We start from the raw sequence: 24,721 nt of genomic DNA, 5'->3' as shown, positions 1-24,721 counted from the left end.
CGAACCTAACCTGGCAGGCCATCCAGCTTCGGGATGGTCTCCAGGTTGTCGTCCCACTCCGCCGCGCTTGAACAGCAGATATGGGCATTGGGGCGGATGTCGATGGCGCTGTCCAGGCTGCCGGCAGGCACCACCAACAAAGCCCCATTCGCCTGAACGCTCGGAACGGCGGCCCCGCAGGTCACGCAAAAGCTCTTTTGGTGGCGGGTCTCCGGAACCCGGTAGGTCCGGACGCTGTCATGACCGGAAACCCAGTTCAGCTTCGCCGACGACGAAAACAGGTTGGCCGCATGCGCGGACCCCGTGTCCTTCCGGCAGCGCTGGCAATGGCAAAGAAAGAAGGCCTCGAACTCACCCGAGACCTGAAACTGGACGGCGCCGCACTGACAGGAGCCGGAGGTGGTTGAGGGCATCGCGATAGACTCCTGTTCGTCCGACGCGGAATCGCAGCGGCCCCACAGTCTGCCAGCTTGTCGGCCGGAAAACGAGATATCCCAACCAGAGGCCGGGATCACCTTTCGGAGCAGCTCATCCCCGGGACAATCCCCAGCGCGGCGGCGCGGGCGGCGAAGTCGTCGCGCAGGTCCGACACGCGGATCTCGGAGAAGCGCCGGAGCAGCAGCGCCCGCGCCTCGTCCAGCGTCTGGCGCAGCGCCGTGTTGACGGCCTGCTCGACGAGGCATTGCGGCTGGTCGTCGGCAAGGCCCAGCGCGAAGACCTCCGGCGCCCCCACCGCGTCGTAGACGTCGCGCAATGTCATCTCGGAGAGCGGCTTGCCCAACACCCAGCCGCCGCCATGGCCGCGCTCGGACACGACATAGCCGCCCTCGCGCAGCCCGGCCAGCGTCCGCCGCACCAGGGCCGGGTTGGTGCCGAGCATGCCGGCGATCTCATCCGAGGTCATCGGACGCTGCTGCTCCTCCATGTGAAGCAGCACGTGCAGCATGCGCGACAGGCGGCCGTCGTGTCTCATCGTCGTCTCCTTGAACAGGGCGCACCCTATCACGAAACAACAGAAGTTACATGAGTGGTTGACGCTCCCTATTTCGTAACTTATGAAGTTTCGAATTATCCCCTCACGGAGGTCGCCATGTCCGCCCCGCCGTCCGACTCCAGCCATCCGCGTCTGGCGCTCGTCGTCGTGCTGTTCGCCGCCGCCACGACCATCATGGACATCTCGCTGCTCATCATCTCGCTGCCGGCCATCGGCCGCGACCTCGCCCCCGACACGGCGACGCTGGCGCTGGTGCCGCTGGCCTTCTCGCTGGCCTTCGCCCTGGGGCTGCTGCCGTTCGGCCGGCTCGGCGATCTCAAGGGGCGTCGGCAGGTGCTGCTGGCCGGCGCCGCCGTCTGGGTCGTCGCCAGCCTGTCGATGGCCTTGGCGACGTCCATCGTCGTCCTGCTTGCGAGCCGCCTTCTGGCCGGCTTCGCCGCCGCCGCCCTCTTGCCGCAGGCCATGGCGCTGGCGGCCCGGCTCGGCCCGTCCGAGGGGCGGATGAGCGGCATCGGCCTGTTCATCGCCACCACCGCCTGCGGTTCCATCCTCAGCCCGGTTCTCGGCGGCGCCGTGCTGACGCTCGACCCCGGCGGCTTCGGCTGGCGGCTGATCTTTCTCTACGAGGGCTTGGCCGGCCTGCTGATCGTCGCGGGCGGCCTCATCACCCTGCCCGACACCGGCAGGAACCGCGCCGGCTTCGACGGCCCAGGCGTGCTGCTGTTCTCGCTCGCCATCCTCCTGGTGGTGGTGCCGCTCGCCATCGGCCGCCTCGCCGGCTGGCCGGTCTGGATCGCCCTTCCCATCGCCGCCGCCCTGCCGGTCGCCCTCCTGCTCCGCCGCCATCTCGGCCGCGCCGCCGCCCTCGGCAAGCCGCAGATCCTGCCGGCCTCGCTGGTCAAGCAGCCGCTGGTGGTCGGCGCCGTGGCGCTGACCGCCGTCGTCTTCACCACCAGCCCCGGCATCTTCGCGGCCATGTCCACTGCCCTGCAAGCCGGCGTCGGCCTGACGCCCGACCGCACAGGCCTCGTCCTCGCCGCCTTCCCGGCCGGCGTGCTCACCGCCTCGCTGGTCGTCGGCCGCATGCGGCGTCAGCCGATCGACCGCCAGCTCGCTCTCGGCGCCCTGCTGTTCGCCCTGGGCATGCTGGCGATCCGCGCCCTGTTCGGCGCCGTCGAACCGACGCCCGCCCCCTTCGCGGCGGCGCACTACCTCAGTGGTCTCGGCATGGGCACGCTGGTCAACGCGCTGTTCCGGGCGGTGATGGCCGCCTCTCCCCCGGCCGATCACGGCGCGGCGGCCGGCGTGCAGCAGGCTTTCCAGCAGGTGGGCGCCGCCCTCGGCTTCGCCATGGTCGACCTCGTCTTCCAGAGCGCCCGCCTCGCCGCCCTCTCGGACGGTGCCGGCGCGGCCGAGGCCTTCAGGGCGGCCGGGCGCGAGGCCAGCCTCTACCCGGTCGCCGTCTTCGCCGTGATGATCGTCGGCGTCCTCTTCCACCGTCTCGCCCGAAAACCGGTGGCTACCGGCGGCGAATGACGGCCGTCGTCATTGACGCCACCGGCCGGCTCGCCTATGTAGCCTCAGATCTGCCGGGCGGCCCGCCGTGCCGGCCTTTCGGTGCGCCTTAGCATCGATCCGCGATGCCTTTTCAGCCCAAAGGAGCGTCCGCCATGACCATCGCCGCCTGGCAGGAACCCACGCCCACCGCCGTTCTGGTGCTCGCCGACGGCACCGTCATCGAGGGCTTCGGCATCGGCGCGCGAGGCGAGGCGGTGGCCGAGGTCTGCTTCAACACGGCAATGACCGGTTACGAGGAGATCCTCACCGATCCCTCCTACGCCGGCCAGATCGTCACCTTCACCTTCCCGCACATCGGCAATGTCGGCGTCAACGACGAGGACATCGAGACCGTCAACATGGCCGCCGAGAGCGGCGTGCGCGGCGTGGTGCTGAGGGACGAGGTCACCGACCCCTCCAACTACCGCTCGCTCAAGGGCTTCGATACCTGGCTGACGGCGCGCGGCATCGTCGGCATCACCGGCGTCGACACGCGCGCGCTCACCGCGCTGATCCGCGAGAAGGGCATGCCCAACGCCGTCATCGCCCACGCGCCCGACGGCAAGTTCGACCTCGAGGCGCTGAAGGCCAAGGCCAAGGCGTGGTCGGGTCTCGAAGGGCTCGACCTCGCCATCGAGGTCACCAACCCGCAGAGCTACGACTGGACCGAGGCGAGCTGGGCCTGGAACAAGGGCTACGGCCAGCAGATCGACAAGAAGTACAAGGTCGTCGCCCTCGACTTCGGCATCAAGCGCAACATCCTGCGCCTTCTGGTCGACGAGGGCTGCGAGGTGGTGGTGCTGCCGGCCACCGCCACGGCTGAGGACGTGTTCGCCCACCAGCCGGACGGCGTGTTCCTGTCGAATGGCCCCGGCGACCCGGCCGCCACCGGCGACTATGCCGTTCCCACCATCAAGGCGGTGATCGAGTCGGGCGTGCCCACCTTCGGCATCTGTCTCGGCCACCAGATGATGGGCCTCGCCCTCGGCGCCAAAACCAAGAAGATGCACCAGGGCCACCACGGCGCCAACCATCCGGTGAAGGACTACACCACCGGCAAGGTCGAGATCACCTCGATGAACCACGGCTTCGCCGTCGACCCCGACAGCCTGCCGGACAACGTCGAGCAGACGCACGTGTCGCTGTTCGACGGCTCCAACTGCGGCCTGCGCGTGAAAGACAAGCCGGCCTTCTCGGTGCAATACCACCCCGAGGCGTCACCCGGCCCGCAGGACAGCCACTATCTCTTCAAGCGCTTCGTCAACCTGATCCGCGAGAAGAAGGGCGAGGCACCGGTGCCCGAGCGGGCCTGAGCCGAGCGATAGACGAACGACGAGCCGGCCCGAAGGGGCCGGTTTTCTTTTTTAGCCTGACTGCGGACGCCCTCACGCCACCTTGAGCGTCGGGATGGCCGAAACATCGACCTCATGTTCGGCCTTCCAGGCATCGTGGGCAGCCTGCATGCGCAGCCAGACGCCGGCGCCATCGCCGAACAGCTTGCCCAGACGAGCGGCCATCTGCGGCGAAACGGGCTTGCGCTCACCAATGATGTCGTAGAGCTGCTGCCGGGAAATCCCGAGCAGGGAGGCAATCTCCACCTTGGACTTGCCGGTCGCGGGGATGATTTCATCCAACAGCGCACCCGGATGGTTCGGACACCGATCGGCGCCCCGCTTGGCGATATACTCGGTCATGTCGAACCTCTCAGTGATACTGCTCGAAATCGACGCGGACAGCTGTTGAAATGAACAACAGCCTAGATCACGAGGTCGTCGGCGTAAATCGACAGTGCCCATTGCGGCAAGTCGGGAGCGACTTGGCTCAGGCGTCCGTCTGCAAAAGCGAGGACCTGTCGCGGCGGCTCGTTGAGCCTTGAGTTGTCATAGACCAAGCCACGATCGGCGCGCAGCACGGCCTGACGGATCAGGGGGCCTCCACGATCGAACCGGGCGCGGACCTTGTCCTCGGGCACGTCATGACCGCCTTCGGAGACACGTTCCCGAATGCGAGCAACCGAAAGGTCGGGACTGTCGATGCCGACGTGCATGACGATGACGATGTATCCCCGCTGCCGGGCAACCTCGATGACATCAAGTTTCGAGGGATGGGAGAAGACCGTCTCGGTCGCGAAGCTCCTGCCCTCGGCCAGCATCTCCAGCCGACGAGCCGCCGCGATCTCGGCTGCCTTGTAGGACGCCTCGACAGAAACGTCCTTGAGCTCATCGCGCTGGATGACGTCGGCATTGATGAAAGGCCCGGCAAAACGCGGCGCGACACGCGTCTCGTAGAGCGTGGACTTGCCGGCGCCGTTGGGTCCGGCAAGCAGAACGAGGCTCGGCCTCATTCGACCGCGTCACCTTTCTGGTAGACGAGATTGCCGCCCGCATCGAGACCGACGCCTTTGCCCAGCATCTTGCGCTTTTCGAAAAACGCAGCCTCGGCCGTCGATGGCTCCGCCATCTTGGCGGTGAACTCGTCGAGCCAGGCGGCCTCTTCTTCTTCGCCCAGCTCCGTCGTATCGAGCCCGGCTTCGAGCGCGGCGGTAATCCGCGCATAGTTGAAGTTGCCGGAGCGTTCGATGGCTCGGCCTATCTTGATCCAGTGTGTCAGCTGGCCGGCAACGGAGCGGCTGTGAAGATCGGCCTCGCGCCGGACAAGGGCCATGATGTCGTCAGCAAGCTTCACGGACTGGGCCATTACCGCCTCCCATGGTCGAAAGGTAGCAAAATGCCACCCACTCTTCAAGATGCTTGCCGCACTCTTCGATCCATTCCGATCACCACCAGCGCCACCCCCATCAGAACCGCCGACAATAGGAAGGGCGCGCCGGCAAAGTGCACCGGCGCGGCGTCGGAGGTGAAGTAGCCGAACAGCTCGGTCATCGGGATCGGCGCCAGTGCCATGGTGATGCCCTTTACCGCGCCGATCGCCCCTTGCAATTCGCCTTGTCGGTCGGCGGAAACGCGACGGCTCATCACCGCTGTGAGCGACGGCCCGACGAGGCCGATGAAGGCGAAGCCGGCGATGAACGGCGTGATCGTCGCGCCCGAGGTCGCAAAGGCGAAGCCCAGGAAGCCGACGCCGGCCACCGCCAGCCCGACCATCGCCGCGCCCTGTTCGCCGAAGCGTTTCACCGATGGCCCCACGACGAAGCCGGTCACCGCCGTCATCACCACGCCGACCAGCGTCAGCGACAGGCCGATCTCCCGTTCGCCCCAGCCGAAGCGCTCCTTCAGCGAGAAGGTCCAGACGGCGGGCAGCGAGTCGTGCGCCACCTGCATCAGCACCAGCACCAAGATCGGCAGGCCGATGCCGGCAACGCCGGCAATGAACCGCAGCGCGCCGAAGGGATTGGACCGCTTGATGTCCAATGGGCGCCGCCTTTCCACCGGCAGGCTCTCCTTCAGGAAAGCCCAGCCGACGCAGGCGTTGACGAGGGCGAGCAGCGCGGCGGCCAGGAAGGGCGCGCGCGGCGACAACTCGCCGACGAGACCGCCCAGCGCCGGCCCCAGCATGAAACCGGCGCCGAAGGCCATGCCGACGCGGCCGAACCGGCCGGCGCGCTCGTCGGGCGCCGTGGTGTCGGCGACATAGGCGCCGATCACCGGGCCGGTGCTGCCGGAGATGCCCGACAAGAGGCGGCCGAGATAGAGCCAGGCGAGCGACGGCGCCAGGGCGCAGATCAGGTTGTCGAGCGCGAAGCTGGCAATGGCGAGGATGAGAAGCGGCCGCCGCCCGAAGCGGTCGGACAGGCCACCGATCAACGGCGAGACCAGGAACAGCATCGCCGCGTAGGCGAAGGTCAGCCGGCCGCCCTCGACGGCCGCCGCGCCCATGCCGTCACCGGTGAGCGAGGCGATCAGCGCCGGCAGCACCGGCAGCACCATGCCGAAGCCTGCCGCGTCGAGAAAGGCGGTGGCCAGCACGAACGGAAAGCCGCCCCTCCGACCGGCAAGCGTCGCGTCAGCCACGGCCGCCCTCCCCCTCGCCGCGTTCGGTCAGCTTGTGGCTGGCGCCGGCGTCGAGATCGAGGCCGTAGATGGCCTTCAGTTGGGCGATCACCTCCAGCGTCGCCGGCGAGAACGGCGTCTTGCCTTCGAAGGCATGCAGCACGATGCCCTCGACGAGGTCGCCCAGCGTGATGTCGCCATGCTCGGCCAGCGCCTTCAGCACCTTCAGAATGCGCTTCTCGATGCGGATTCCCGTCTGCACCCGCTCCACCACCATGCCGGCCATCGCCACCTCCATTTGGTACACATGTACTCATGTACTAAATGGAGGTGGCGGCGTCAAACGCAAGCGAGGGGGACCATCAATCCCCCTCGCCAATGCAGTCGGCGTCGATCCGTCGGCCTCAGGCCGTCTTTTCGGTATTGGTCCGGAAGCGATCGAGGGCGACGGCGCCGATGATGATCAGACCCTTGACGATCGACTGCCAGACGTCCGGCACGCCGGTCAGGATCAGGCCGTTCGACAGGACGGCGATCATCAGCGCGCCGACGACGGTCCCCCAGACGGACCCGATGCCGCCAAGAAACGATGTGCCGCCGAGGATGACCGCCGCGATGGCGTCGAGCTCGTAGGCCTGACCGAGCTGAAGGCCGTTGGCGGCATAGAGGCGGGCCGACGCCATGACGCCGCCGAGGCCGGCCGTCAAGCCGGACAGCGCATAGACGAAGATCAGCACGCGCTTGACCTTGATGCCGGTGAGCCGGGCGGCGTCCGGATTGCCGCCAATGGCGTAGATGTAGAGGCCGAGCACCGTCTTGGTCAGGACGAACCAGGAGAGCACCACGACGCCGAGGGCGATCACCGTCAGCCAGGGAATGCCGAACAGGTCCCCCTCGCCGATGACGGCATAACCGAGACTGGAGTTGAACACCGTGGTGTCGTTGCCGAGCAGGCGGGCGCTGCCGCGAATGGCCGTCAGCGCGCCGAGGGTGACGATGAACGGCGGCAGCGGCACCAGGGCGATCAGGCTGCCGTTGAGGGTGCCGAAGATCAGGCCGACCAAGAGCGCGATCGGTATCGCCATGATGGCCCAGGTCGGGTCGAGCGACATGATCAGCGCCGCCATGGCCGCCGCCGCCAGTATCGAGCCGATCGACAGGTCGATGCCACCGGTCAGGATGACGAAGGTCATGCCGCTGGCCAGCACCAGGTTGATCGACGCCTGCTGAACGATGATGATCATGTTCTGCACGGTGGCGAACTTGCCGGTGGCGAGCGAGAAGGCGATGCACAGCACCAGGAGCACCGGCAGCATGCCGAGCGCCCGGATGAGCGACTTCGTCGCCTCGGCCCGGCCGACGCTCAAGGCCAGATCGTCGACCTGCGACGCATTCGTGGGTGTACCGGACATCAAACCTCTCCCCCCGTCTTGTCGTTGTTTGCGGTGGCAATGGCCATGACCCGCTCCTGAGTGATGTCGGCACCGGCGAGAACGCCGGCGATCCGGCCATCGCGCATGACGAACACCCGATCGGCGATGCCGATCACTTCCGGCAGCTCGCTGGAGATGATCAGGATGGCGGCCCCGGACTCGGCCAGCTTGTCGATCAGCTTGTAGATGTCCGACTTGGCGCCGATGTCGACGCCGCGGGTCGGCTCGTCCAGGATCAGGAGCTTGGGCGCCGTCGCCAGCAGCCGGGCGAACAGCACTTTCTGCTGGTTTCCGCCCGACAGCGACCGGACGGTCGACTGGGCCGACTTGGCCCGGATCGACAGGCTTCGCAGGGCTTCCGCGCCGCGCCGGGCGGCAAGGGCCAGCCGCCGGATGCCAAGGGGATGGGCGTCCTGGGCGGCGACCGCCAGATTGACGTTGTCCTCGATCGACATGTCGAAGAACAGGCCGAGCCCCTTGCGGTCTTCCGACAGGTAGACGATGCCGGCGGCGATCGCCTCGGACGGATGGCGCGCGACAAGCGGCTTTCCCTCCAGCAGGATGCGCCCCTTCCGCGCCGGCTCGGCGCCGAAGATCATCCGCGCCAGCTCGGTACGGCCGGCCCCGACCAGACCGGCGAGGCCGACCACTTCGCCGGCCCGCACGTCGAAGCTGGCCGGGCCGATGCGGCAGCCGTCGGCCAGTCCCTCGACCTCCAGCACCGAGCCCCCGAAGCTGCGCCCCTCGCGCTTGTCCTTCTTGTAGAAATCCGACAGGTCGCGGCCGACCATCATCTGAATGAGCCGCGCCTCGCTGAGCTCCTCGCGCTTGAGCGTGCCGACATAGCCGCCGTCGCGCAGCACCGAGCAGCGGTCGGCCAGCTCGTAGACCTCGGCCATCCGGTGCGAGATGTAGATGATGGCGAGGCCGTCGGCGCGCAGCGTGCGAATGAGGTCGAACAGCTTGTCGGTCTCGCGCGACGACAGCGAGGCGGTCGGCTCGTCCATCACCAGGATGCGGGCATCGACCGACAGCGCCCGGGCGATCTCCACCATCTGCTGTTGCGCCAGCGACAGGCGCGACACCCGCGTCTCCGGCCGGAAGTCGGCGCCGAGCCGCTTCAGGATGTCGGCGCATTGCCGGCGCATGGTCGCCTTGTCGAGAATGCCGGCCCGCGCCGCCTCGCGGCCGAGGCAGACGTTCTGCTGGACCGAAAGATTGGGGGCGAGCGACAGCTCCTGATAGATGACCGCGACGCCGAGCCGCAGGGCATCGAGCGGCGAGACGATGGCCACCTCGCGGCCGTCGACCAGCATCCGGCCGCCGGGATCGGCGTGATAGGCGCCGGACAGGATCTTCATCAGCGTCGACTTGCCGGCGCCATTCTCGCCCATCAGCGCATGGATCTCGCCGGGCCAGACCGTCAGGTCGACGCCCCGGAGCGCCCGTACGGCGCCAAAGGTCTTGCTGATGCCGCGCATTTCAAGGATGGGGGCGGCCTCGCTCATCATGGCTCTCCGATGCTTGTCAGCCGGCCCACGAGGTCCGGCACCAGCGGCGCGTAGACGGCGGCCAATGCGGGATCGACGTCGATCCGGGTGCTGCCGATCGCTTCGAGACGAACGGCTTCGGCAGGGCTGGCGAACAGGCCGACGGCCAATCCGCCCACCAGCGCCGCGCCGATGCCGGCCGCCTCCTCGACGTCCGGCATGACCAGCGGCCGATCGATGAGCGCCGCCTTGACGGCGTCGACGAAGGCATTGCGGGCGCCGCCACCGGCCAGGATCAGCTCGTCCGGCCGCTCTCCGGTGATGGCGGCGAAGCGGTCGAGGTTGAGCAGCAGCCAGGAGGACAGGCCCTCGACGGCGGCGCGCAGCACCGTTCCGGCCGACGCCTCCTCGCCGAGACCGACGATCTCGGCCCGCCGTCCGCGCTGGTTCCAGGGCGCGCCGGTGCCTCTGAGATAGGGCAGCACGCGCACGCCGCCGGTGCCGGCCGGCGCCTGTTCGGCCGCCTGCCACAGCCGGTCGATGGCCGGGCGCCCGCCGTCCGGGCCGGCCAGCAGCCGTTCGAGCCAGTCGAGCAGCGCGCCCGAGGCCGGAATATGCCCGGACAGGATGAAGCGGCCGGGGATGACGTAGGGGTAGCAATCGTAGAGCCCGCCGCCGACCTCGTCGTAGCCGAGGGGCCGGTCGACCACCGTCTTCAGCGCTTCCGACGTGCCGGTGGAATCGATCACCGGTCCGGGCTCGGTCATCCGGCAGGCCAGTCCGGCGCAGGGGTGGTCGTGGCCGGCGTTGACCACCGGCGTGCCCGCCGCGAGGCCGGTCAGCGCGGCGATGGCGGCGGTCAGCGCCCCGCGCCCTTCGCCCTGCGGCCGCAGATCGGGCAGAGCCGCCGCGTCGAGACCGGTCGTGCGCACGAGGTCGGCATCCCAGGCGCCGGTTCGCCGGTCGGCAAGACCGCTGCGGGCGGCCAGCGACGGGTTGGCCGCGAGAGTGCCGGTAAGGCACCAGACGGCGTAGTCGGCCACCATGGCCCAGCGCCGGGCCCGGCCGAACCAGCCGGCCCCGGTCCGCCGTGCGTGGCCCAGGCGATGCACCGTGTAGATGTCGTCGTCGACCATGCCGGTCCGGTCGAACCAGTCGCGTGGCGTAAGGCCCCACTCGGCCCGGAGATTGGCGGTCCGCCGGTCGAACCAGGTCGGACAGGGCGTGACGCGCCGCCCCGCCTCGTCGAGACCGACGAAGCTTTCTCCGATGCTGCAAATGCCGATCGCCGCAATGTCGGCCGGGCCGTGGCCGGCCACGGCTAGCCGTTCGACCGTCTCGCCCAGCAGGGCGACGAGATCGCCCTCCAGCTGGCCGAGATCGAATTCCGCCGCGCCCGGCCCGGGGTGATCGATCCGCATGCCGCGGCGGACGACGTTGAGGGGCGCGCCGTCGGGCCGGATGGCGACGACCTTCAGATTGGTGGTGCCGATGTCAACACCGATCAGAACCGGGCCGGAGGCAGATGTCATGACGTCTTTCCGTTGTACCAGTCGAGGAAGGCATCAGACTGCCCGGCCGAGCCGAGATCGTCCATCTTGCCTTCGATCACTGTCTGGGCCGCCTTCTGCGCCGGCACCAGCGCGTTGATGATGTCGATGCCGTCGGCGTTGGCGTTGAGCACCGCCTTGAGCGCCCGGTTGAAGGCGGTGACGATGTCGGTGAACATGATCACCATGGCCACGCCGGCCCGGGTTGCCGCCTTCATCTGCTCGGGCGGGGTGCCCGAGCCGCCGTGCATGCAGATCGGCACGCCGGTGGCCTTGCGCAGTTCGGCGATGCGCTCGATGGCGAGGTTGGGCTTGGCCTTGGCGCCGCCGCCGTGGGCGACGCCGTGCACGTTGCCGATGGCCGGCGCCAGGATGGTGGCGCCGCTCTCGCGGACGAGGCGAACGGAGTCGGCGACGTTGGCGAGATCGTCGGCGGTCTGCACGGCGCCGTGTTCCATGTGGCCGATCGCCGCCTCGACCATCACGCCGAGCGGCTCGGCGGCGGCCACCACCTCGCGCACCGCGCGGATGTTGTCGTCGAGCGACATCTCCGCGCCATCGAGCATCACCGCCGTGCAGCCGGCGCGGATCGCGTCGACGGTATCGCCCAGCGTCTCGCCGTGGTCGAGGCTGAGCCCGACCGGCACCGTCGCCTCGGCGGCGAGATGGCGGGCGACGATGCCCAGCGTATCGAAACGAGTGGCGCCCCTGACGGTCGGGTGGATGCGGATGACCACCGGCGAACGCTTGGCCTCGGCGGCGGCAATGGTGGCCTGCATCACTTCGATGTTCATCGAGAGGAAGGCGCCAACCGCGTAGTGATGGTCAGAGGCGTGTTTGAGAAGTTTCGATACCGGGACGATCGGCATGGCGCGTTCCTTGTGTGGGAGATTTGAAGGCTGAAAGGGGGGAAGCGGCCACTCGCGGAAGGTTCGTGCCCGGGGGAAGAAGGCCGGCTGCGTGAGGAGATACGTCAGTCGGCATGTCGCACGAACCGCTGGGAGGGTGCGGAATCCGCGAGCGGCCGGGGGATCGCCCCGGCGCGAGGGCCGGGGCGATCGGGTGCTGGCTCTTGTTGTCGCTTGCGGTCAGGCCCTTATTGGGCGTTCCAACCCTTGTAGCTGCCGACGTTCTCGCGGGTGATGAGCGACGGGGCGACGAGGATCGAAGGCTCGGCGAGCGTTTCGCCGTTGAGGAGCTTCACGCCGGCATCGACGGCGGCGTTCGCCAGTTCCGACGGCAGCTGGGCGGACGACGCCTCGATCTGCGTCTTTTCCTTGAGGGCGGCCTCGATGTCGGGGGAGCCGTCCACCGTGGTGATGACGATACCGGTCCGCTTCAGCTGCTTGGCGGCGAGATCGGCGCCGATGGCCGACGGGTCGTTGATGGTGAAGATGGCGTCGACCTGGTCGTGCGCGGTCAGGAGCGCGGTGGTGACGTTGAGGCCGCCTTCGCGCGTGCCGATGCCATTCTGGTTGTCGGACAGGATCTTGATGTCCGGATGAGCGGCCATCACCTCCTTGCAGCCGTTGACGCGGTCGATCACGCCGGAGACCGGCGGCCCGTTGACGATGATCAGGTTGCCCTTGCCGCCGAGCTTGTCGGCGATGTACTGGCAGGCCTGCTTGCCGGCGGTGACGTTGTCGGTGGTGATGGTCGCCTGCGCGTTGTCGGCGGTGTTGTCGATGGCGACCACCGGAATGCCCGCCGCCTGCGCCCGCTTGACGGCGGCGCCCACGGCCTTGGAGTCGACGGCCGACACGACGATCAGATCCACGCCGGCCTGGATGAAGTTGTCGAACTGCGTCGACTGCTTGCCGAGGTCGTAGTCGCCCGACATCACCAGGGTCTTGGCGTCGGCGCCGCCGGCTTCCTTGACCTTTGCCTCGATGCTCTTGGCAATGGCGCCGAAGAACGGATTGCCGAGGTCGACGACGGTGACGCCGACCAGCTTGAGATCCTTGGCGGTGGCCACGGCCGGAACAAGTGACAAAGCGACGCCGCAAGCCAAAAGGCTTGACACAAAACGTTTCATGGTGATGTTTCCTCCAATATGTCGTGGCCTTATTTATGGTGGTGACGGCCATTTCGTCGACGGAACAACTCATACTACGAGACATAATGTCGCGCAAGCGGGTAGATTCTGTTTTTTCGGCGACGTGTTTCGTGTCATGAGAAGCAGGGGGTATCATGGTGACTGACTTGGATGGCACATCTGAGGATCATCGGCCGTTGCGGCTGAGGGCGACCACGGTCAACCTCTTCCCGACCGAGCGGCGGATCGTCGAACTGCTGCTGGCCATCCCCAGTTACGAACTCGGGGCGATGACCTCCTCCGACCTATCGGAAAAGTCGGGCGCCAGCCGGTCGAGCATCGACCGCCTGTCGCGCAAGCTCGGCTACCAGGGCCTCAAGGACATGCGCCGGTCCATGCTGCTCGAGCAGGCCGACCGGGACGGACCGCAGCCGGCCGGCGAGGGCCGGAGCAACACCACCGAGGACATCGCCCGCCGCGTCATGGCGGCGCTGTCGACGCGCGCCGACGTGATGGTGAGCCTGATCGCCGCATCGCACGCCTTCGACCAGTTGGTCGAATGGCTGACCACCGCGCGGGCCATTCACATGTTCGGCGCCGGCGAATCGGCGGTCGTCTGCGCCGCCTTCGAGGCGAGGCTCGTCCGTCTCGGCCTGCCGATCATGTTCACGGCCGAGTACCATACGCAGGTGACGCACGCCTCGCTGATGGGGCCGCAGGACGTGGCGATCGCCATCTCGCACTCCGGCGGCACCAAGTCGACCGCGCGCGCCGCCACCATCGCCAAGGGCAACGGCGCGCGCCTGGCGGTGATCGGCGGCATCGCCAACTCGCCGCTGGCCCGCAAGGCCGACCTGTTCCTGCAACTGCCGACCGGCCCGTTGCCCGGCAGCGCCGAGGTGCTGGACCGCATCGTCGCCATCGGCCTCGCCCAGGTGGTCTTCGAGTGCCTCACGGCCCGGCGCCCCGACATGCTGGCGGCGTCGGTGCGCATCGACGACGCCTTCAACGAAGATCGCTTCTGAGGGGTCGGAAGCGCCAGCCTACAGCCGGTCGTTGGAGAACGTGTTGCAGGACTCCGCGTCGCCGGTGTCGAAGCCGATCTTGAACCAGCGCTTGCGATCGGCCGAGGAGCCATGGTTGAAGCTCTCCGGCACCACGTAGCCCTGCGTCCGCTTCTGGATGGCGTCGTCGCCGATCTGGGTGGCGGCGTTGAGCGCCTCCTCAAGGTCGCCGCGTTCAAGGATGCCCTTCTTCTCGGCGTAATGGCCCCAGATGCCGGCGTAGCAATCGGCCTGGAGCTCCACCCGCACGGACAGCGCATTGGCGCCGGCCTCGTCGAGGCGTTGGCGCCGTTCGTTGAAGGCCGGCAGAAGGCCGACGAGGTCCTGCACGTGGTGGCCGACCTCGTGGGCGATCACATAGGCCTGGGCGAAGTCGCCGGGCGCGCCGAAGGTCTGGCGCAGCTCGTCGTAGAAGGCGAGGTCGATGTAGATCTTGCCGTCGCCGGGGCAGTAGAACGGCCCGCTGGCCGCGCTGGCAAAGCCGCAGGCCGAGCGGATCTGGCCGGAAAACAGCACCAGCGGCGTCGCCTTGTAGCGCTTGCCGTCCGCCTTGAACACCTCCGCCCAGGTGTCCTCGGTGTCGGCGAGCACGGTGGCGACGAAGTCGCGCATCTCGTCGGGCTTGCCGCCACTCGGACGCTCGATGGCCGCCGAGCCGCCGGTGCCGGTCGCGCCCATGCCGCCGTCGAGCAGCACCAGCGGGTTGATACCGAGGAACCACAGCACGAGACCGACGACGATCAGCCCGCCGATGGACAGGCCACCACCGCCGCGCCGCCCTCCCCCAGGAAAGCCACCGCCCGGAAAGCGCATGCCGCCACCGGAGAAGCCGCCGCCGCTGCCCCTCATATCCTCGACGTTGCCGCTCTGGCGGCGTCCCTTCCACAGCATGTACGGCCCTCCGACTATCAGCAGTATAACAGCAGAGTGTGCGGTGAGTTCCAGCCAGTCGATGGGCGTGGGCTGATGCCCCGTCGGCACATGTGGATGCGCCCGACTTCACCCCCTCCGCTCGCTGCCTTGGCCGCCCCCGCCCTCCCCTCGGGCGGCATCGGGTGACGGTGCCGGCCGCCAGCCGAGGGCCGAAGCGACCCCGCGCATGAAGCCGAGATTCGCCGGAGATCCGCCCGTTTCTTGCTCCCGTGCCGCTGGACTTCGACTTAAGTCGTGCCCGGAGTCTACCGGATGGGACGGCAAGAATATCTGATATATAAGATATGCAAGAAGCGAAGAGGCCGATCGCGGCCGGGTATTGAGGGGAAAGAAGCCGCATGTCGGAGGGGGTGCTCACCAGCGTCTGGGAAGTTGGCCGGCCTGCCAGCCCTACCCGTGTGATGAACTCCGCCCAGCTCATCCACTTCCACCTTCGCGACGACATCATCTCCATGCGCCGCCGCCCGGGCGAGCCGATCGCCGAGAAGGACATCACGCAGGCCTACGGGGTCAGCCGCACGCCCGTCCGCGAGGCGCTGCTGCGCCTGTCCGAGGAAGGCCTGATCGACATCGCCGCCAAATCCGGCACCATCGTGTCGCGCATTCCCGCCGACGAGTTGCCCGAGGCGATCCTGGCCCGCAAGGCCATCGAGCAGATGACGGCGCGCATGGCCGCCGAGCTCGCCGCCAAGAGCGACGTCCTCAAGTTGCGCGCCATCGTCGAGCGGCAGAAGGAAGCGCTGAAGTCGAACGACATCGACGGCTTTCACGTCGAGGACGAGGCGCTGCACCGTTCCATCATGGCCGCCGCCGGCCAGCCGGGCATCTGGCGCTTCGTCGAAGGCATCAAGGTTCAGCTCGACCGGTTCCGCCGGCTCACGCTGCCGCAGGCCAACCGGATGGAGCGGGCGCTGGCCGAACACACCGAACTGGTCGACGCCATCGCCGCCGGCAACGCGGACAAGGCGGCGACGGTCATCGGCGATCACCTCGACTGGCTCGGGGCCAGCCTGGCCAAGATCCGCGACATCGGCCCCGACTACTTCTCGGGCAACCTGGAAGACGCACACACCCGCTGGGCCCGCAGGGCGCCCGCCATCATCGTGGCAACGCCGAAGAAGCCCCACCTCGACACATCGAAACTCGCTCCCCAAACAGAGCACATGGACATCAAGAGCCGTGAAGGCGCTTGAACCGCCGTCAGGCCTGTTCGCGGGCCGGCAGACGAACCTTGGAACAAAGTGAAACCAAACGGAGGAAACTGATGAAATACGCTTCCTATCTGTCCATCGTCGCCGGAGCCATCGCTCTGTCCGCCGTCATTCCCGCCGCGTCGGCCGCCCCCGTGAACTTCGAGATCGCCTTCAACCAGACCGACACGCATCCGCAGTTCAAGGCGTTGCAGATGTTCGCCGACGGCCTGAAGGCGCGCACCAACGGCGAGTACACCGCCGAGGTGTTCCCGAACGAGTTGCTCGGCGCCCAGAAGGAAACCGTCGAGATGGTCCAGACCGGCACGCTCGCCATGTCGGTCGCCGCCGCCAGCCTGCTGGAAAGCTGGAACCCGGACTTCTCGGTGTTCAACCTGCCTTACCTGTTCAACAGCATCGACGAGCAGAAGAAGGTCCTCAACAATCCCGAGATCGTCGGCGACCTCTACAAGTCCGTGTCCGATCAGGGCGTGGTCGTGCTCGGCTCCTTCACCGCCGGCGCGCGGTCGGTCTACCTGAAGGACCGCTTCGTCAAGACCCCGGCCGACCTCGCCGGCGAGAAGATCCGCGTCATGCAGTCGGACACCAACGTCCAGATGCTGAAGTACATGGGCGGCGTCGGCATCGCCATGGGCCAGGGTGAGGTCTACACCGCCATCCAGACCGGCGTGCTCGACGGTGGCGAGAACAACGAGATCGTCTATTCCTCGCTGAAGCACGTCGAAGTTGCCCCGTACTACTCGTACACGCGCCACCTGATGATCCCCGACTATCTCGTGATGAACGTCGACCTGTTCAACGGCCTGCCGGACGACATCAAGACGATCGTCACCGAAGAGCTGGCCAAGGCCTTCGACTTCGAGTTCGACGCCTTCGCGGCCGATGCCGCCAAGGCCCGTGCCGATGCCGAAAAGGCCGGCGGCAAGTTCAGCGAGGATGTCGACATGGATGCCTTCCGCGCGGCGGTCAAGCCGCTGGTCGACAGCAAGCTGACCACCGACGTCACCAAGACGATCTATCAGAAGATCGAAGCGCTGCGCTGATCCCGTGAAAGGCCCCGGCCGTCCCGCCCGTCCCGGCGGACGGCGGCCGGGGGCTGCCCGCAAGCTCAGGACCGCCCGCGCCCCGGGCGGCCACCGGTCCCACGACAAGGGTAGAAACCAATGGAAACGATCAAGCGAAGGGTCGACCAGATCCTTGCCTTCTGCTGCATTCTCCTATGCGGGCTTCTCACCGTCGTCGTGACCTGGCAGGTGGCCGCCCGCTATCTCCTCAACAGCCCCGGCGCCCAGTCGGAGGAACTGGCCAAGATCATGTTCGTCTGGCTGACGCTGTTCTCGGCGGCGCTGCTGTTCGGCGAGAAGGGCCACATGAACATCGGCCTGCTCTGCGACTCCCTGCCTGTCAGGTGGAACATCTCGCTCCAGGTCCTGACCAGCGTGCTGATCCTGATCTTCTGCCTCGCCATTCTGGTGGTGGGCGGGTGGGACGCCGTCGTCAGAACCATGCGCCAGACCAACGCCGCCATTCCCTACCTCAGCACCGGACAGATCTATCTGGCGCTGCCGATCTGCGGCGTCTTCTCCAGTTTCTACTGCATCTACAACATCGTCACCGATCTCCGCCGGCTGGCGGGCGTCATGTCGGGCGACCGCCCGCAGCAGGAGGGTTGAGCCATGGCGAATGCCGCAGACATCGGGCTGATCATGCTGATCAGCATTCCGATCCTCCTCGCCATCGGCGTGCCGATCAGCATCAGCATGGGCATCGGCTCCGTCCTGGCCATGGCCACCATCTTCACCTTCGACCGCATGGCGATCACGGCGGCCCAGCGCGTCTTCACCGGCGTCAACAGCTTCTCGCTGCTGGCGATCCCCTTCTTCGTGCTCGCCGGCATCATCATGACCAACGGCGGCATCGCCCGAAGATTGATCAACTTCGCCAAGGCGCTGATCGGCTTCATTCCCGGCGCGCTGATGCAGACCAACATCGTCGCCAACATGCTGTTCGGCTCGATCAGCGGCTCCGGCGTCGCCGCCGCGGCGGCGATCGGCGGCGCCATCGGCCCGCAGCAGAAGGCCGACGGCTACGATCCGGCGGCGGCGGCCGCGGCCAACATCGCCTCCGCGCCCTCCGGCATGCTCATCCCGCCCAGCAACACCTTCATCATCTACTCGCTGGCGAGCGGCGGCACCTCGGTCGCCGCCCTGTTCCTCGCCGGCTACATCCCCGGCATCCTCTGGGGTCTGGCCTGCATCATCCCGGCGCTCATCTATGCGCGCCGGGCCGGGCACCGGGCGCTGGGCATGGGCAAGTTCAGCGAGAACTTCCGGGTGACCATCGAGGCCTTGCCGGCGCTGTTCCTGATCGTGCTGATCGTCGGCGGCATCATCTCCGGCATCTTCACCCCGACGGAAGCCAGCTGCATCGCCGTCGTCTACGTCCTGGCCCTGTCCTTCGCCTACCGGACCATCACGGTTCAGATGATCCCGGGCTTCCTGCTCGACACCGCCAAGACCACCGGCATGATCATCTTCATGATCGGCATCTCGGCCGTGATGGGCTGGATCATGGCCTACGCCAAGATCCCCAACATCATCGCCACGTCGCTGCTCGGCTTCACCGACGACCCCATCCTCATCATGGTGATGATGAACGTCATCATGCTGCTTCTGGGCTGCGTCATGGACCCGACCCCGGCCATCCTGATCTTCGCGCCGATCTTCCTGCCGATCGCCACCTCGCTCGGCTTCGACCCCGTGCACTTCGGCGTCATCATGGTGTTCAACCTGAGCATCGGCACCATCACGCCACCGGTCGGGCCCATCCTGTTCGTCGGCTGTCGAATAGCCAAACTCAAGATCGAGGAGGTGTTCAAGCCGCTGCTGCTCTACTTCCTGGTCCTGATCGCCGTGCTGTTCGTGGTCACCTTCATTCCCGCGCTGTCGCTGGCCCTGCCTGAGGCCGCCGGGTTCGTGAGATAGGACCGGTCGCACCGGATCGCCAAAGCCGCCCGCCGACCCTGCCGACAACGGCCGGGCCGGCGGGCGTCTTTCAATCCCGGATCAGGCCGCCGAAATAGCGCAACCCGTAGGCGCGGATATCGCGCACCCGGATCTCCTCGAAGCCGAAGAAGGCGCGATGGTCGCCGTCGACGATGTCGATGTAGTCGTGGCCGTCGCGGCGGAAGCGGAAGCCGCCGAGGAAACGATGCTCGCCGTAGAGCGCCGTCAGCGCCGCCTTGATGGTGGCGCCGGCCTCGGCCCCGGTGATCAGGTCGTCGCGCAGCACCCGGCCGTGGTAGCTCATGGCCCATACGGGCCGGCCGCCCTGCCAGACAACCTCCTGGCCCGAGAAGTCGGTGCCGCCGAAGTAGCTGTCGAGATAATGGAAATCGCCATCCTCGAAGGAGAGGTCGTGCGATCCGGGCCGGCAACTGACGGCCGGCGCGCCGTCGCCGGCATAGGTGGCCGCCTTGGCGCGGATGATGAAGTCTTCGAGGACGTCCATATAGGGCCTCCGGTTTCCCGACATGGAACCTAAGGCCGCCCACTGTCGTTTCATGGCAGCAGGATGGGGCAGCAGGATGGGACAGCAGGACGGGCGTGGCGATTCCTTGCCGGCTTGGCTTTTGGCGCGGTGGACAAATCGCCCGGCTTGATGCACTTTCTCCTTCGGGTTGTGAGGATGTGAAAGCGGCATGAACGCAGAGACGTTTCGCGCCTGGCGACAGCGCCAGGGCCTGACGCAGGACGAGGCGGCGCAACACCTCGGCCTCAAGCGGAGAATGATCCAGTACTATGAGCGGGGCGAGCGAGGCGGTCGGCGGGTGCCGATCCCCAAGCACGTGCGCCTTGCCTGCTGGGCCATCAGCCAGGGCATCCGCGATTTCGACGGCCAGGACGCAGGCGAGCCGAAGGCGGCGAGTTAGGCGATCAGCGGCGATATCGGCCAGAGAGCTTTATCCTGCCCGAGATCCTCTGCCTTCGCAGAGGAGGACGGTGGGATATGAAGGGGAGCCTGGCAAGCACCTACTTATCCGACTGTTTTATATCAATTAATTGTCATCCTCGCGAAGGCCGCTTGCATTCGCGTGCGAATGCAAGGTGGACCTCAGGACGAGAAGTTCCCTACGGATGTATCAGGCTCCCGTAGCATCTGGAGCGCGATATCGGCCGGGGAGTTACGTCCTGCCCGAGGTCCTCGCCTGCGCGAGGATGACAGCCTTATACTTCCCATGTCTCCCAGCAATCACCCGATGCGCCGCGCCATCATGAGGTCGTCCATTTCCCGCCCCTCGTGCATCAGGGCGCCGGGAATGCGGCCGATCGTGACGAAGCCCTTGCGCTCGTAGAAGCGCACTGCCGCCCGGTTCTCGGCGGTGACGGAAAGCTCCAGCTGGACGATGCCCAAGGCGCGCGCCTCGTCGATCACGGCGTCGATGAGTTCGTCGGCCAGGCCGGTCCCGCGCAGGCTCCTGCGCACGTAGACCATGACGATGCTGGCGCGGTGAACCATCTTGCTCGGTCGCTGCCGCATCAGCCCGGCCAGTCCCACCGGCTCGTCGCTGAGGAAGGCGGCGACAACGGGTTCGACCATCCGGTCCCGCCACTCCTCGTCGGAGAGAGCGGCCCAGTCCGCGTGGCTGCTGGCATAGGCCACGGGCTCCTCGCGCAACGCTTCCAGGCGAACGCGGCGGAACGCCTCCACGTCGTCGGCGCCGAGGCGCCGGACGGTCCAGATGGCTGTCTTCAACGGTCCCTCCCGCGTCGCCCGCCCCATCGGCGGGCACCAATCGCAAACCTGCCCAACAAAGCCGCCAATTCGAACCGGAGCGGGGTTTGCGACCGCGCTCTTTTCATTTATAAGCCCGGCAACGGTCCGAACGACGATCACCCTTCTTGCTGCCCGCCCCGGTCGGTGCCCCGCGCACCGGTCGCGTTTACACGCGAGTGAAGATGCCCAGACGCACCGATATCGACACCATCCTCATCATCGGCGCCGGCCCGATCGTCATCGGTCAGGCCTGCGAGTTCGACTACTCGGGTACACAGGCCTGCAAGGCCTTGAAAGCGGAAGGCTACCGCATAGTCCTCGTCAACTCCAACCCGGCCACCATCATGACCGATCCGGAGATGGCGGACGCCACCTACATCGAGCCGATCACGCCGGAGATGGTGGCGCGCATCATCGAACGCGAACGGGCCGAGCGGCCGAACGACCGGCTTGCCCTGCTGCCCACCATGGGCGGCCAGACGGCGCTCAACACCGCGCTGTCGCTGAAGAAGATGGGCGTGCTCGACAAGCACGGCGTCGAGATGATCGGCGCCACCGCCGAGGCGATCGACAAGGCCGAGGACCGCGAGCTGTTCCGCGAGGCGATGACGCGCATCGGCCTCGACACGCCGAAGGCCGCCTTCGTCAACACCTCGGCCCTCAAGCAGCAGTTCCGTGCCGAGCACGACGCCCGCCGCGCCGCCGTGCTCGCCGCCCACCCCGAGGACGAGGGTCGCGCCAAGGCGCTGGCCGCCTTCGAGGGCGAATGGGCCGCCGACGAGAAGGCCCGGCGCGAGGAGTACAACCTCACCGCCCGCCTCAACGCGCTGAAGGCCTACAAGGTGACCGGCCTGCCGGCCATCATCCGCCCGTCGTTCACCATGGGCGGCACCGGCGGCGGCATCGCCTACACCATCGAGGAGCTCTACGACCTCGTCATGTCCGGCGTCGAGGCTTCGCCCACCAACGAGGTGCTGGTCGAGGAATCGGTGCTCGGTTGGAAGGAGTTCGAGATGGAGGTCGTCCGCGACAAGGACGACAACTGCATCATCATCTGCTCCATCGAGAACATCGACCCGATGGGCGTGCACACCGGCGATTCGATCACCGTGGCGCCGGCGCTGACGCTGACCGACAAGGAATACCAGATCATGCGCAACGCCGCCTGTGCGGTGCTGCGCGAGATCGGCGTCGAGACCGGCGGCTCCAACGTGCAGTTCGCCGTCAACCCGGCCGACGGCCGGATGATCGTCATCGAGATGAACCCGCGCGTGTCGCGTTCCTCGGCGCTGGCCTCCAAGGCCACCGGCTTCCCGATCGCCAAGGTCGCCGCCCGCCTCGCCGTCGGCTACACGCTGGACGAGCTCGCCAACGACATCACCGGCGGCGCCACGCCGGCCGCCTTCGAGCCGACCATCGACTACGTCGTCACCAAGATCCCGCGTTTCGCCTTCGAGAAGTTCCCCGGCGCCGAGCCCAATCTCACCACCGCCATGAAGTCGGTCGGCGAGGTGATGGCCATCGGCCGCACCTTCCAGGAATCGCTGCAGAAGGCCTTGCGCGGCCTCGAAACGGGCCTCACCGGCCTCAACGAGATCGAGGTTCCCGAGGACGACGAGCGCGGCGCCCTCCGCGCCGCCCTGGGCACGCCGACGCCCGACCGGCTGCGCCAGGTGGCCGAGGCGATGCGGCGCGGCTTCACGCTCGACGAGATCTACGACATCTCCCACATCGACCCGTGGTTCCTGCGCGAGATTCACGGCATCGTCGAAACCGAGGCCAAGATCCGCAAGAACGGCCTGCCCGAGACGGCCGGCTGGCTGACGCGCCTGAAGGCCATGGGCTTCTCCGACGCTCGCCTTGCCGAGCTCGCCCACCGGCCTGTGGAAGAGGTGAAGGCGCTGCGCGAGACGCTCGCCGTCCACCCGGTCTACAAGCGCATCGACACCTGCGCCGCCGAGTTCGCCTCGCCGACGGCCTACATGTATTCGACCTACGAGATGCCCTTCGCCGGCAAGCCGGCCGACGAGGCGCAGCCCTCCGACCGCAAGAAGGTAGTCATTCTCGGCGGCGGCCCCAACCGAATCGGTCAGGGCATCGAGTTCGACTATTGCTGCTGCCACGCCTGCTTCGCGCTCGGCGACGCCGGCTACGAGACCATCATGGTCAACTGCAACCCGGAGACCGTGTCGACCGACTACGACACCTCCGACCGCCTCTATTTCGAGCCGCTGACCGGCGAGGACGTTCTCGAAATCCTGCGCGTCGAGCAGCAGAACGGCACGCTGCACGGCGTCATCGTCCAGTTCGGCGGCCAGACGCCGCTGAAGCTCGCCGACACGCTGGAGCGGGCCGGCATCCCCATCCTCGGCACATCGCCCGACGCCATCGACCTTGCCGAGGACCGCGACCGCTTCAAGCGCCTGCTCGACAAGCTCGGCCTCAAGCAGCCCAAGAACGGCATCGCCTACTCCATCGAGCAGTCGCGCCTCGTGGCGGGCGAGCTGAAGTTCCCGCTGGTGGTCCGCCCCTCCTACGTCCTCGGCGGCCGCGCCATGGAGATCATCCGCGACGAGGCGGGCTTCGACGCCTACCTCTCCGGCACGCTGCCGGCCCTGGTGCCGGCCGACGTCAAGGCGCAGTACCCCAACGACAAGACCGGCCAGATCAACATGGTGCTCGGCAAGAGCCCGCTGCTGTTCGACCGCTACCTCTCGGACGCCATCGAGGTGGACGTCGACGCCCTCTCCGACGGCAAGGACGTGTTCGTCGCCGGCGTGATGGAGCACATCGAGGAGGCCGGCATCCACTCGGGCGACTCGGCCTGCTCGCTGCCGACCTACTCGCTGCCGGCCGCCACCGTCGAGGAACTGAAGCGCCAGACCCGCCAGCTCGCCCTGGCGCTCGACGTCGTCGGCCTGATGAACGTCCAGTATGCGGTGAAAGACGGCGCCATCTACATCCTCGAGGTCAACCCGCGCGCCTCGCGCACGGTGCCCTTCGTGGCCAAGACCATCGGCAAGCCGGTGGCCAAGATCGCCGCCCGCGTCATGGCCGGCGAGATGCTGGATGGCTTCTCCCTCAAGGAGGAGAAGCTCGGCCACGTGGCGGTGAAGGAAGCGGTGTTCCCGTTCGCCCGCTTCCCCGGCGTCGACACGGTGCTCGGCCCGGAGATGCGCTCGACCGGGGAGGTGATGGGCCTCGACCGCAACTTCTCGGTCGCCTTCGCCAAGGCCCAGTTGGGCTCCGGCGTCAAGGTGCCGACCGCCGGTACGCTGTTCGTCTCCATGCGCGACTCCGACAAGCCTCGCATCCTCGATTCGGTGCGCGGCCTCGTCGAAATCGGCTTCAAGGTGATCGCCACCGCCGGCACGCACGAGTACCTCGTCGAGCACGGCATTCCCGCCGTTCTCACCAAGAAAGTGCGCGAGGGCCGGCCGCATTGCGTCGACGCCATCAACAACGGCGAGGTGCAACTGGTGTTCAACACGACCGACGGCGCCCAGGCGCTGGCCGATAGTCGTTCATTGCGCCGCGCTGCCCTCTTGCAGAAAGTCCCGTATTATACCACCTTGGCGGGGTCGATCGCGGCGGCGCGCGGAATCGGGGCTTGGTCCTCGGGCGTTCGCGAGGTTCGTCCGCTACAATCCTACTTCGGCAAAGCCGGGTAGGACGGAATTGGCGCGTCGCCATGCCAGCCGCCGGAGGAGTTGCAAACTCCTCCTAAA

General features: G+C 67.2%; 24 protein-coding genes. 9 read left to right on the top strand and 15 right to left on the bottom strand.

The window, feature by feature from the left end:
- Positions 1–5: 5 nt before the first annotated feature.
- A complete protein-coding gene (locus QQZ18_RS20415; protein WP_284542824.1) occupies positions 6–413 on the bottom strand; it encodes a GFA family protein in 408 nt (135 codons plus the stop codon).
- A gap of 98 nt (positions 414–511) precedes the next feature.
- The gene (locus QQZ18_RS20410) at positions 512–973 is read right to left on the bottom strand and encodes an Rrf2 family transcriptional regulator (RefSeq protein ID WP_284542823.1); all 462 of its coding nucleotides are present in this window, start codon (positions 971–973) and stop codon (positions 512–514) included.
- 117 nt (positions 974–1,090) lie between these two features.
- Here QQZ18_RS20410 and QQZ18_RS20405 point away from each other — a divergent pair, with 117 nt between their 5' ends.
- Together QQZ18_RS20405 and carA are read left to right on the top strand one after the other, a co-directional pair.
- Complete coding sequence (locus QQZ18_RS20405) at positions 1,091–2,530, top strand: MFS transporter (RefSeq protein WP_284542822.1); 1,440 nt, start codon at positions 1,091–1,093, stop codon at positions 2,528–2,530.
- Between the two features lie 134 nt (positions 2,531–2,664).
- Positions 2,665–3,864, top strand: coding sequence for a glutamine-hydrolyzing carbamoyl-phosphate synthase small subunit (gene carA, locus QQZ18_RS20400; protein ID WP_284542821.1), 1,200 nt, complete (start codon positions 2,665–2,667; stop codon positions 3,862–3,864).
- Positions 3,865–3,936: 72 nt separating this feature from the next.
- Here the strand turns inward: carA and QQZ18_RS20395 are convergent, their stop codons facing one another.
- From QQZ18_RS20395 to QQZ18_RS20350, 10 genes are all read right to left on the bottom strand, one after another.
- Positions 3,937–4,245 carry a HigA family addiction module antitoxin gene (locus QQZ18_RS20395; protein WP_284542820.1) on the bottom strand — a complete coding sequence of 103 codons (309 nt, stop codon included), beginning with the start codon at positions 4,243–4,245 and terminating at the stop codon, positions 3,937–3,939.
- 62 nt (positions 4,246–4,307) lie between these two features.
- The gene (locus QQZ18_RS20390; RefSeq protein ID WP_284542819.1) at positions 4,308–4,895 is read right to left on the bottom strand and encodes a zeta toxin family protein; all 588 of its coding nucleotides are present in this window, start codon (positions 4,893–4,895) and stop codon (positions 4,308–4,310) included.
- Positions 4,892–5,248 (bottom strand): TA system antitoxin ParD family protein, encoded by a 357-nt coding sequence (locus QQZ18_RS20385; protein WP_284542818.1) that lies wholly within the window; start codon positions 5,246–5,248, stop codon positions 4,892–4,894. Before QQZ18_RS20385 ends, QQZ18_RS20390 begins: the two co-directional genes overlap by 4 nt.
- A gap of 44 nt (positions 5,249–5,292) precedes the next feature.
- On the bottom strand, positions 5,293–6,522 hold the full coding sequence (locus QQZ18_RS20380) for a TCR/Tet family MFS transporter (RefSeq protein WP_284542817.1): 1,230 nt from the start codon (positions 6,520–6,522) through the stop codon (positions 5,293–5,295).
- Complete coding sequence (locus QQZ18_RS20375) at positions 6,515–6,799, bottom strand: hypothetical protein (RefSeq protein ID WP_284542961.1); 285 nt, start codon at positions 6,797–6,799, stop codon at positions 6,515–6,517. Before QQZ18_RS20375 ends, QQZ18_RS20380 begins: the two co-directional genes overlap by 8 nt.
- A gap of 106 nt (positions 6,800–6,905) precedes the next feature.
- Positions 6,906–7,913, bottom strand: a complete 1,008-nt coding sequence (locus tag QQZ18_RS20370) for an ABC transporter permease subunit (RefSeq protein WP_284542816.1) — start codon at positions 7,911–7,913, stop codon at positions 6,906–6,908.
- On the bottom strand, positions 7,913–9,442 hold the full coding sequence (locus QQZ18_RS20365; protein WP_284542815.1) for a sugar ABC transporter ATP-binding protein: 1,530 nt from the start codon (positions 9,440–9,442) through the stop codon (positions 7,913–7,915). The genes QQZ18_RS20370 and QQZ18_RS20365 overlap by 1 nt, the downstream gene beginning before the upstream one ends.
- A complete protein-coding gene (locus tag QQZ18_RS20360; RefSeq protein ID WP_284542814.1) occupies positions 9,442–10,956 on the bottom strand; it encodes an FGGY-family carbohydrate kinase in 1,515 nt (504 codons plus the stop codon). Before QQZ18_RS20360 ends, QQZ18_RS20365 begins: the two co-directional genes overlap by 1 nt.
- The gene (locus QQZ18_RS20355) at positions 10,953–11,843 is read right to left on the bottom strand and encodes a class II fructose-bisphosphate aldolase (protein WP_284542813.1); all 891 of its coding nucleotides are present in this window, start codon (positions 11,841–11,843) and stop codon (positions 10,953–10,955) included. Before QQZ18_RS20355 ends, QQZ18_RS20360 begins: the two co-directional genes overlap by 4 nt.
- A gap of 227 nt (positions 11,844–12,070) precedes the next feature.
- Complete coding sequence (locus QQZ18_RS20350) at positions 12,071–13,009, bottom strand: ABC transporter substrate-binding protein (protein ID WP_284542812.1); 939 nt, start codon at positions 13,007–13,009, stop codon at positions 12,071–12,073.
- 155 nt (positions 13,010–13,164) lie between these two features.
- Here QQZ18_RS20350 and QQZ18_RS20345 point away from each other — a divergent pair, with 155 nt between their 5' ends.
- Positions 13,165–14,034 carry a MurR/RpiR family transcriptional regulator gene (locus QQZ18_RS20345; protein ID WP_284542811.1) on the top strand — a complete coding sequence of 290 codons (870 nt, stop codon included), beginning with the start codon at positions 13,165–13,167 and terminating at the stop codon, positions 14,032–14,034.
- Positions 14,035–14,052: 18 nt separating this feature from the next.
- Here the strand turns inward: QQZ18_RS20345 and ypfJ are convergent, their stop codons facing one another.
- Positions 14,053–14,964 (bottom strand): KPN_02809 family neutral zinc metallopeptidase, encoded by a 912-nt coding sequence (gene ypfJ, locus QQZ18_RS20340; protein ID WP_284542810.1) that lies wholly within the window; start codon positions 14,962–14,964, stop codon positions 14,053–14,055.
- Between the two features lie 380 nt (positions 14,965–15,344).
- Between ypfJ and QQZ18_RS20335 the strand changes: the two genes are divergently transcribed.
- The 4 genes from QQZ18_RS20335 (at position 15,345) to QQZ18_RS20320 (ending at position 19,201) form a co-directional block, all read left to right on the top strand.
- The gene (locus QQZ18_RS20335) at positions 15,345–16,199 is read left to right on the top strand and encodes a GntR family transcriptional regulator (RefSeq protein ID WP_284542809.1); all 855 of its coding nucleotides are present in this window, start codon (positions 15,345–15,347) and stop codon (positions 16,197–16,199) included.
- 71 nt (positions 16,200–16,270) lie between these two features.
- Positions 16,271–17,260: a TRAP transporter substrate-binding protein gene (locus QQZ18_RS20330; RefSeq protein WP_284542808.1), complete on the top strand. Its 990-nt coding sequence runs from the start codon at positions 16,271–16,273 to the stop codon at positions 17,258–17,260.
- 120 nt (positions 17,261–17,380) lie between these two features.
- Entirely contained in the window at positions 17,381–17,890 is a 510-nt protein-coding gene (locus tag QQZ18_RS20325) for a TRAP transporter small permease (protein WP_284542807.1), read from the top strand.
- Between the two features lie 3 nt (positions 17,891–17,893).
- Positions 17,894–19,201, top strand: a complete 1,308-nt coding sequence (locus QQZ18_RS20320; RefSeq protein WP_284542806.1) for a TRAP transporter large permease — start codon at positions 17,894–17,896, stop codon at positions 19,199–19,201.
- A 70-nt stretch (positions 19,202–19,271) separates the two neighbouring features.
- Here the strand turns inward: QQZ18_RS20320 and QQZ18_RS20315 are convergent, their stop codons facing one another.
- Positions 19,272–19,727: a DUF5680 domain-containing protein gene (locus QQZ18_RS20315; protein ID WP_284542805.1), complete on the bottom strand. Its 456-nt coding sequence runs from the start codon at positions 19,725–19,727 to the stop codon at positions 19,272–19,274.
- Between the two features lie 190 nt (positions 19,728–19,917).
- Here QQZ18_RS20315 and QQZ18_RS20310 point away from each other — a divergent pair, with 190 nt between their 5' ends.
- Positions 19,918–20,148 (top strand): helix-turn-helix domain-containing protein, encoded by a 231-nt coding sequence (locus QQZ18_RS20310; protein ID WP_284542804.1) that lies wholly within the window; start codon positions 19,918–19,920, stop codon positions 20,146–20,148.
- Positions 20,149–20,468: 320 nt separating this feature from the next.
- Here QQZ18_RS20310 and QQZ18_RS20305 read toward each other — a convergent pair whose 3' ends face one another.
- Positions 20,469–20,972 carry a GNAT family N-acetyltransferase gene (locus tag QQZ18_RS20305; RefSeq protein ID WP_284542803.1) on the bottom strand — a complete coding sequence of 168 codons (504 nt, stop codon included), beginning with the start codon at positions 20,970–20,972 and terminating at the stop codon, positions 20,469–20,471.
- 203 nt (positions 20,973–21,175) lie between these two features.
- On the opposite strand from QQZ18_RS20305, the gene carB reads away from it, so the two are divergent.
- Complete coding sequence (gene carB, locus QQZ18_RS20300; RefSeq protein ID WP_284542802.1) at positions 21,176–24,664, top strand: carbamoyl-phosphate synthase large subunit; 3,489 nt, start codon at positions 21,176–21,178, stop codon at positions 24,662–24,664.
- The last annotated feature ends 57 nt before the right edge of the window (positions 24,665–24,721 follow it).

This window comes from Pleomorphomonas sp. T1.2MG-36 (genome assembly GCF_950100655.1).
GTDB lineage: Bacteria > Pseudomonadota > Alphaproteobacteria > Rhizobiales > Pleomorphomonadaceae > Pleomorphomonas.
Note: the sequence above shows the minus strand (reverse complement) of the source record. Positions and strands in the feature narration are given on the sequence as shown.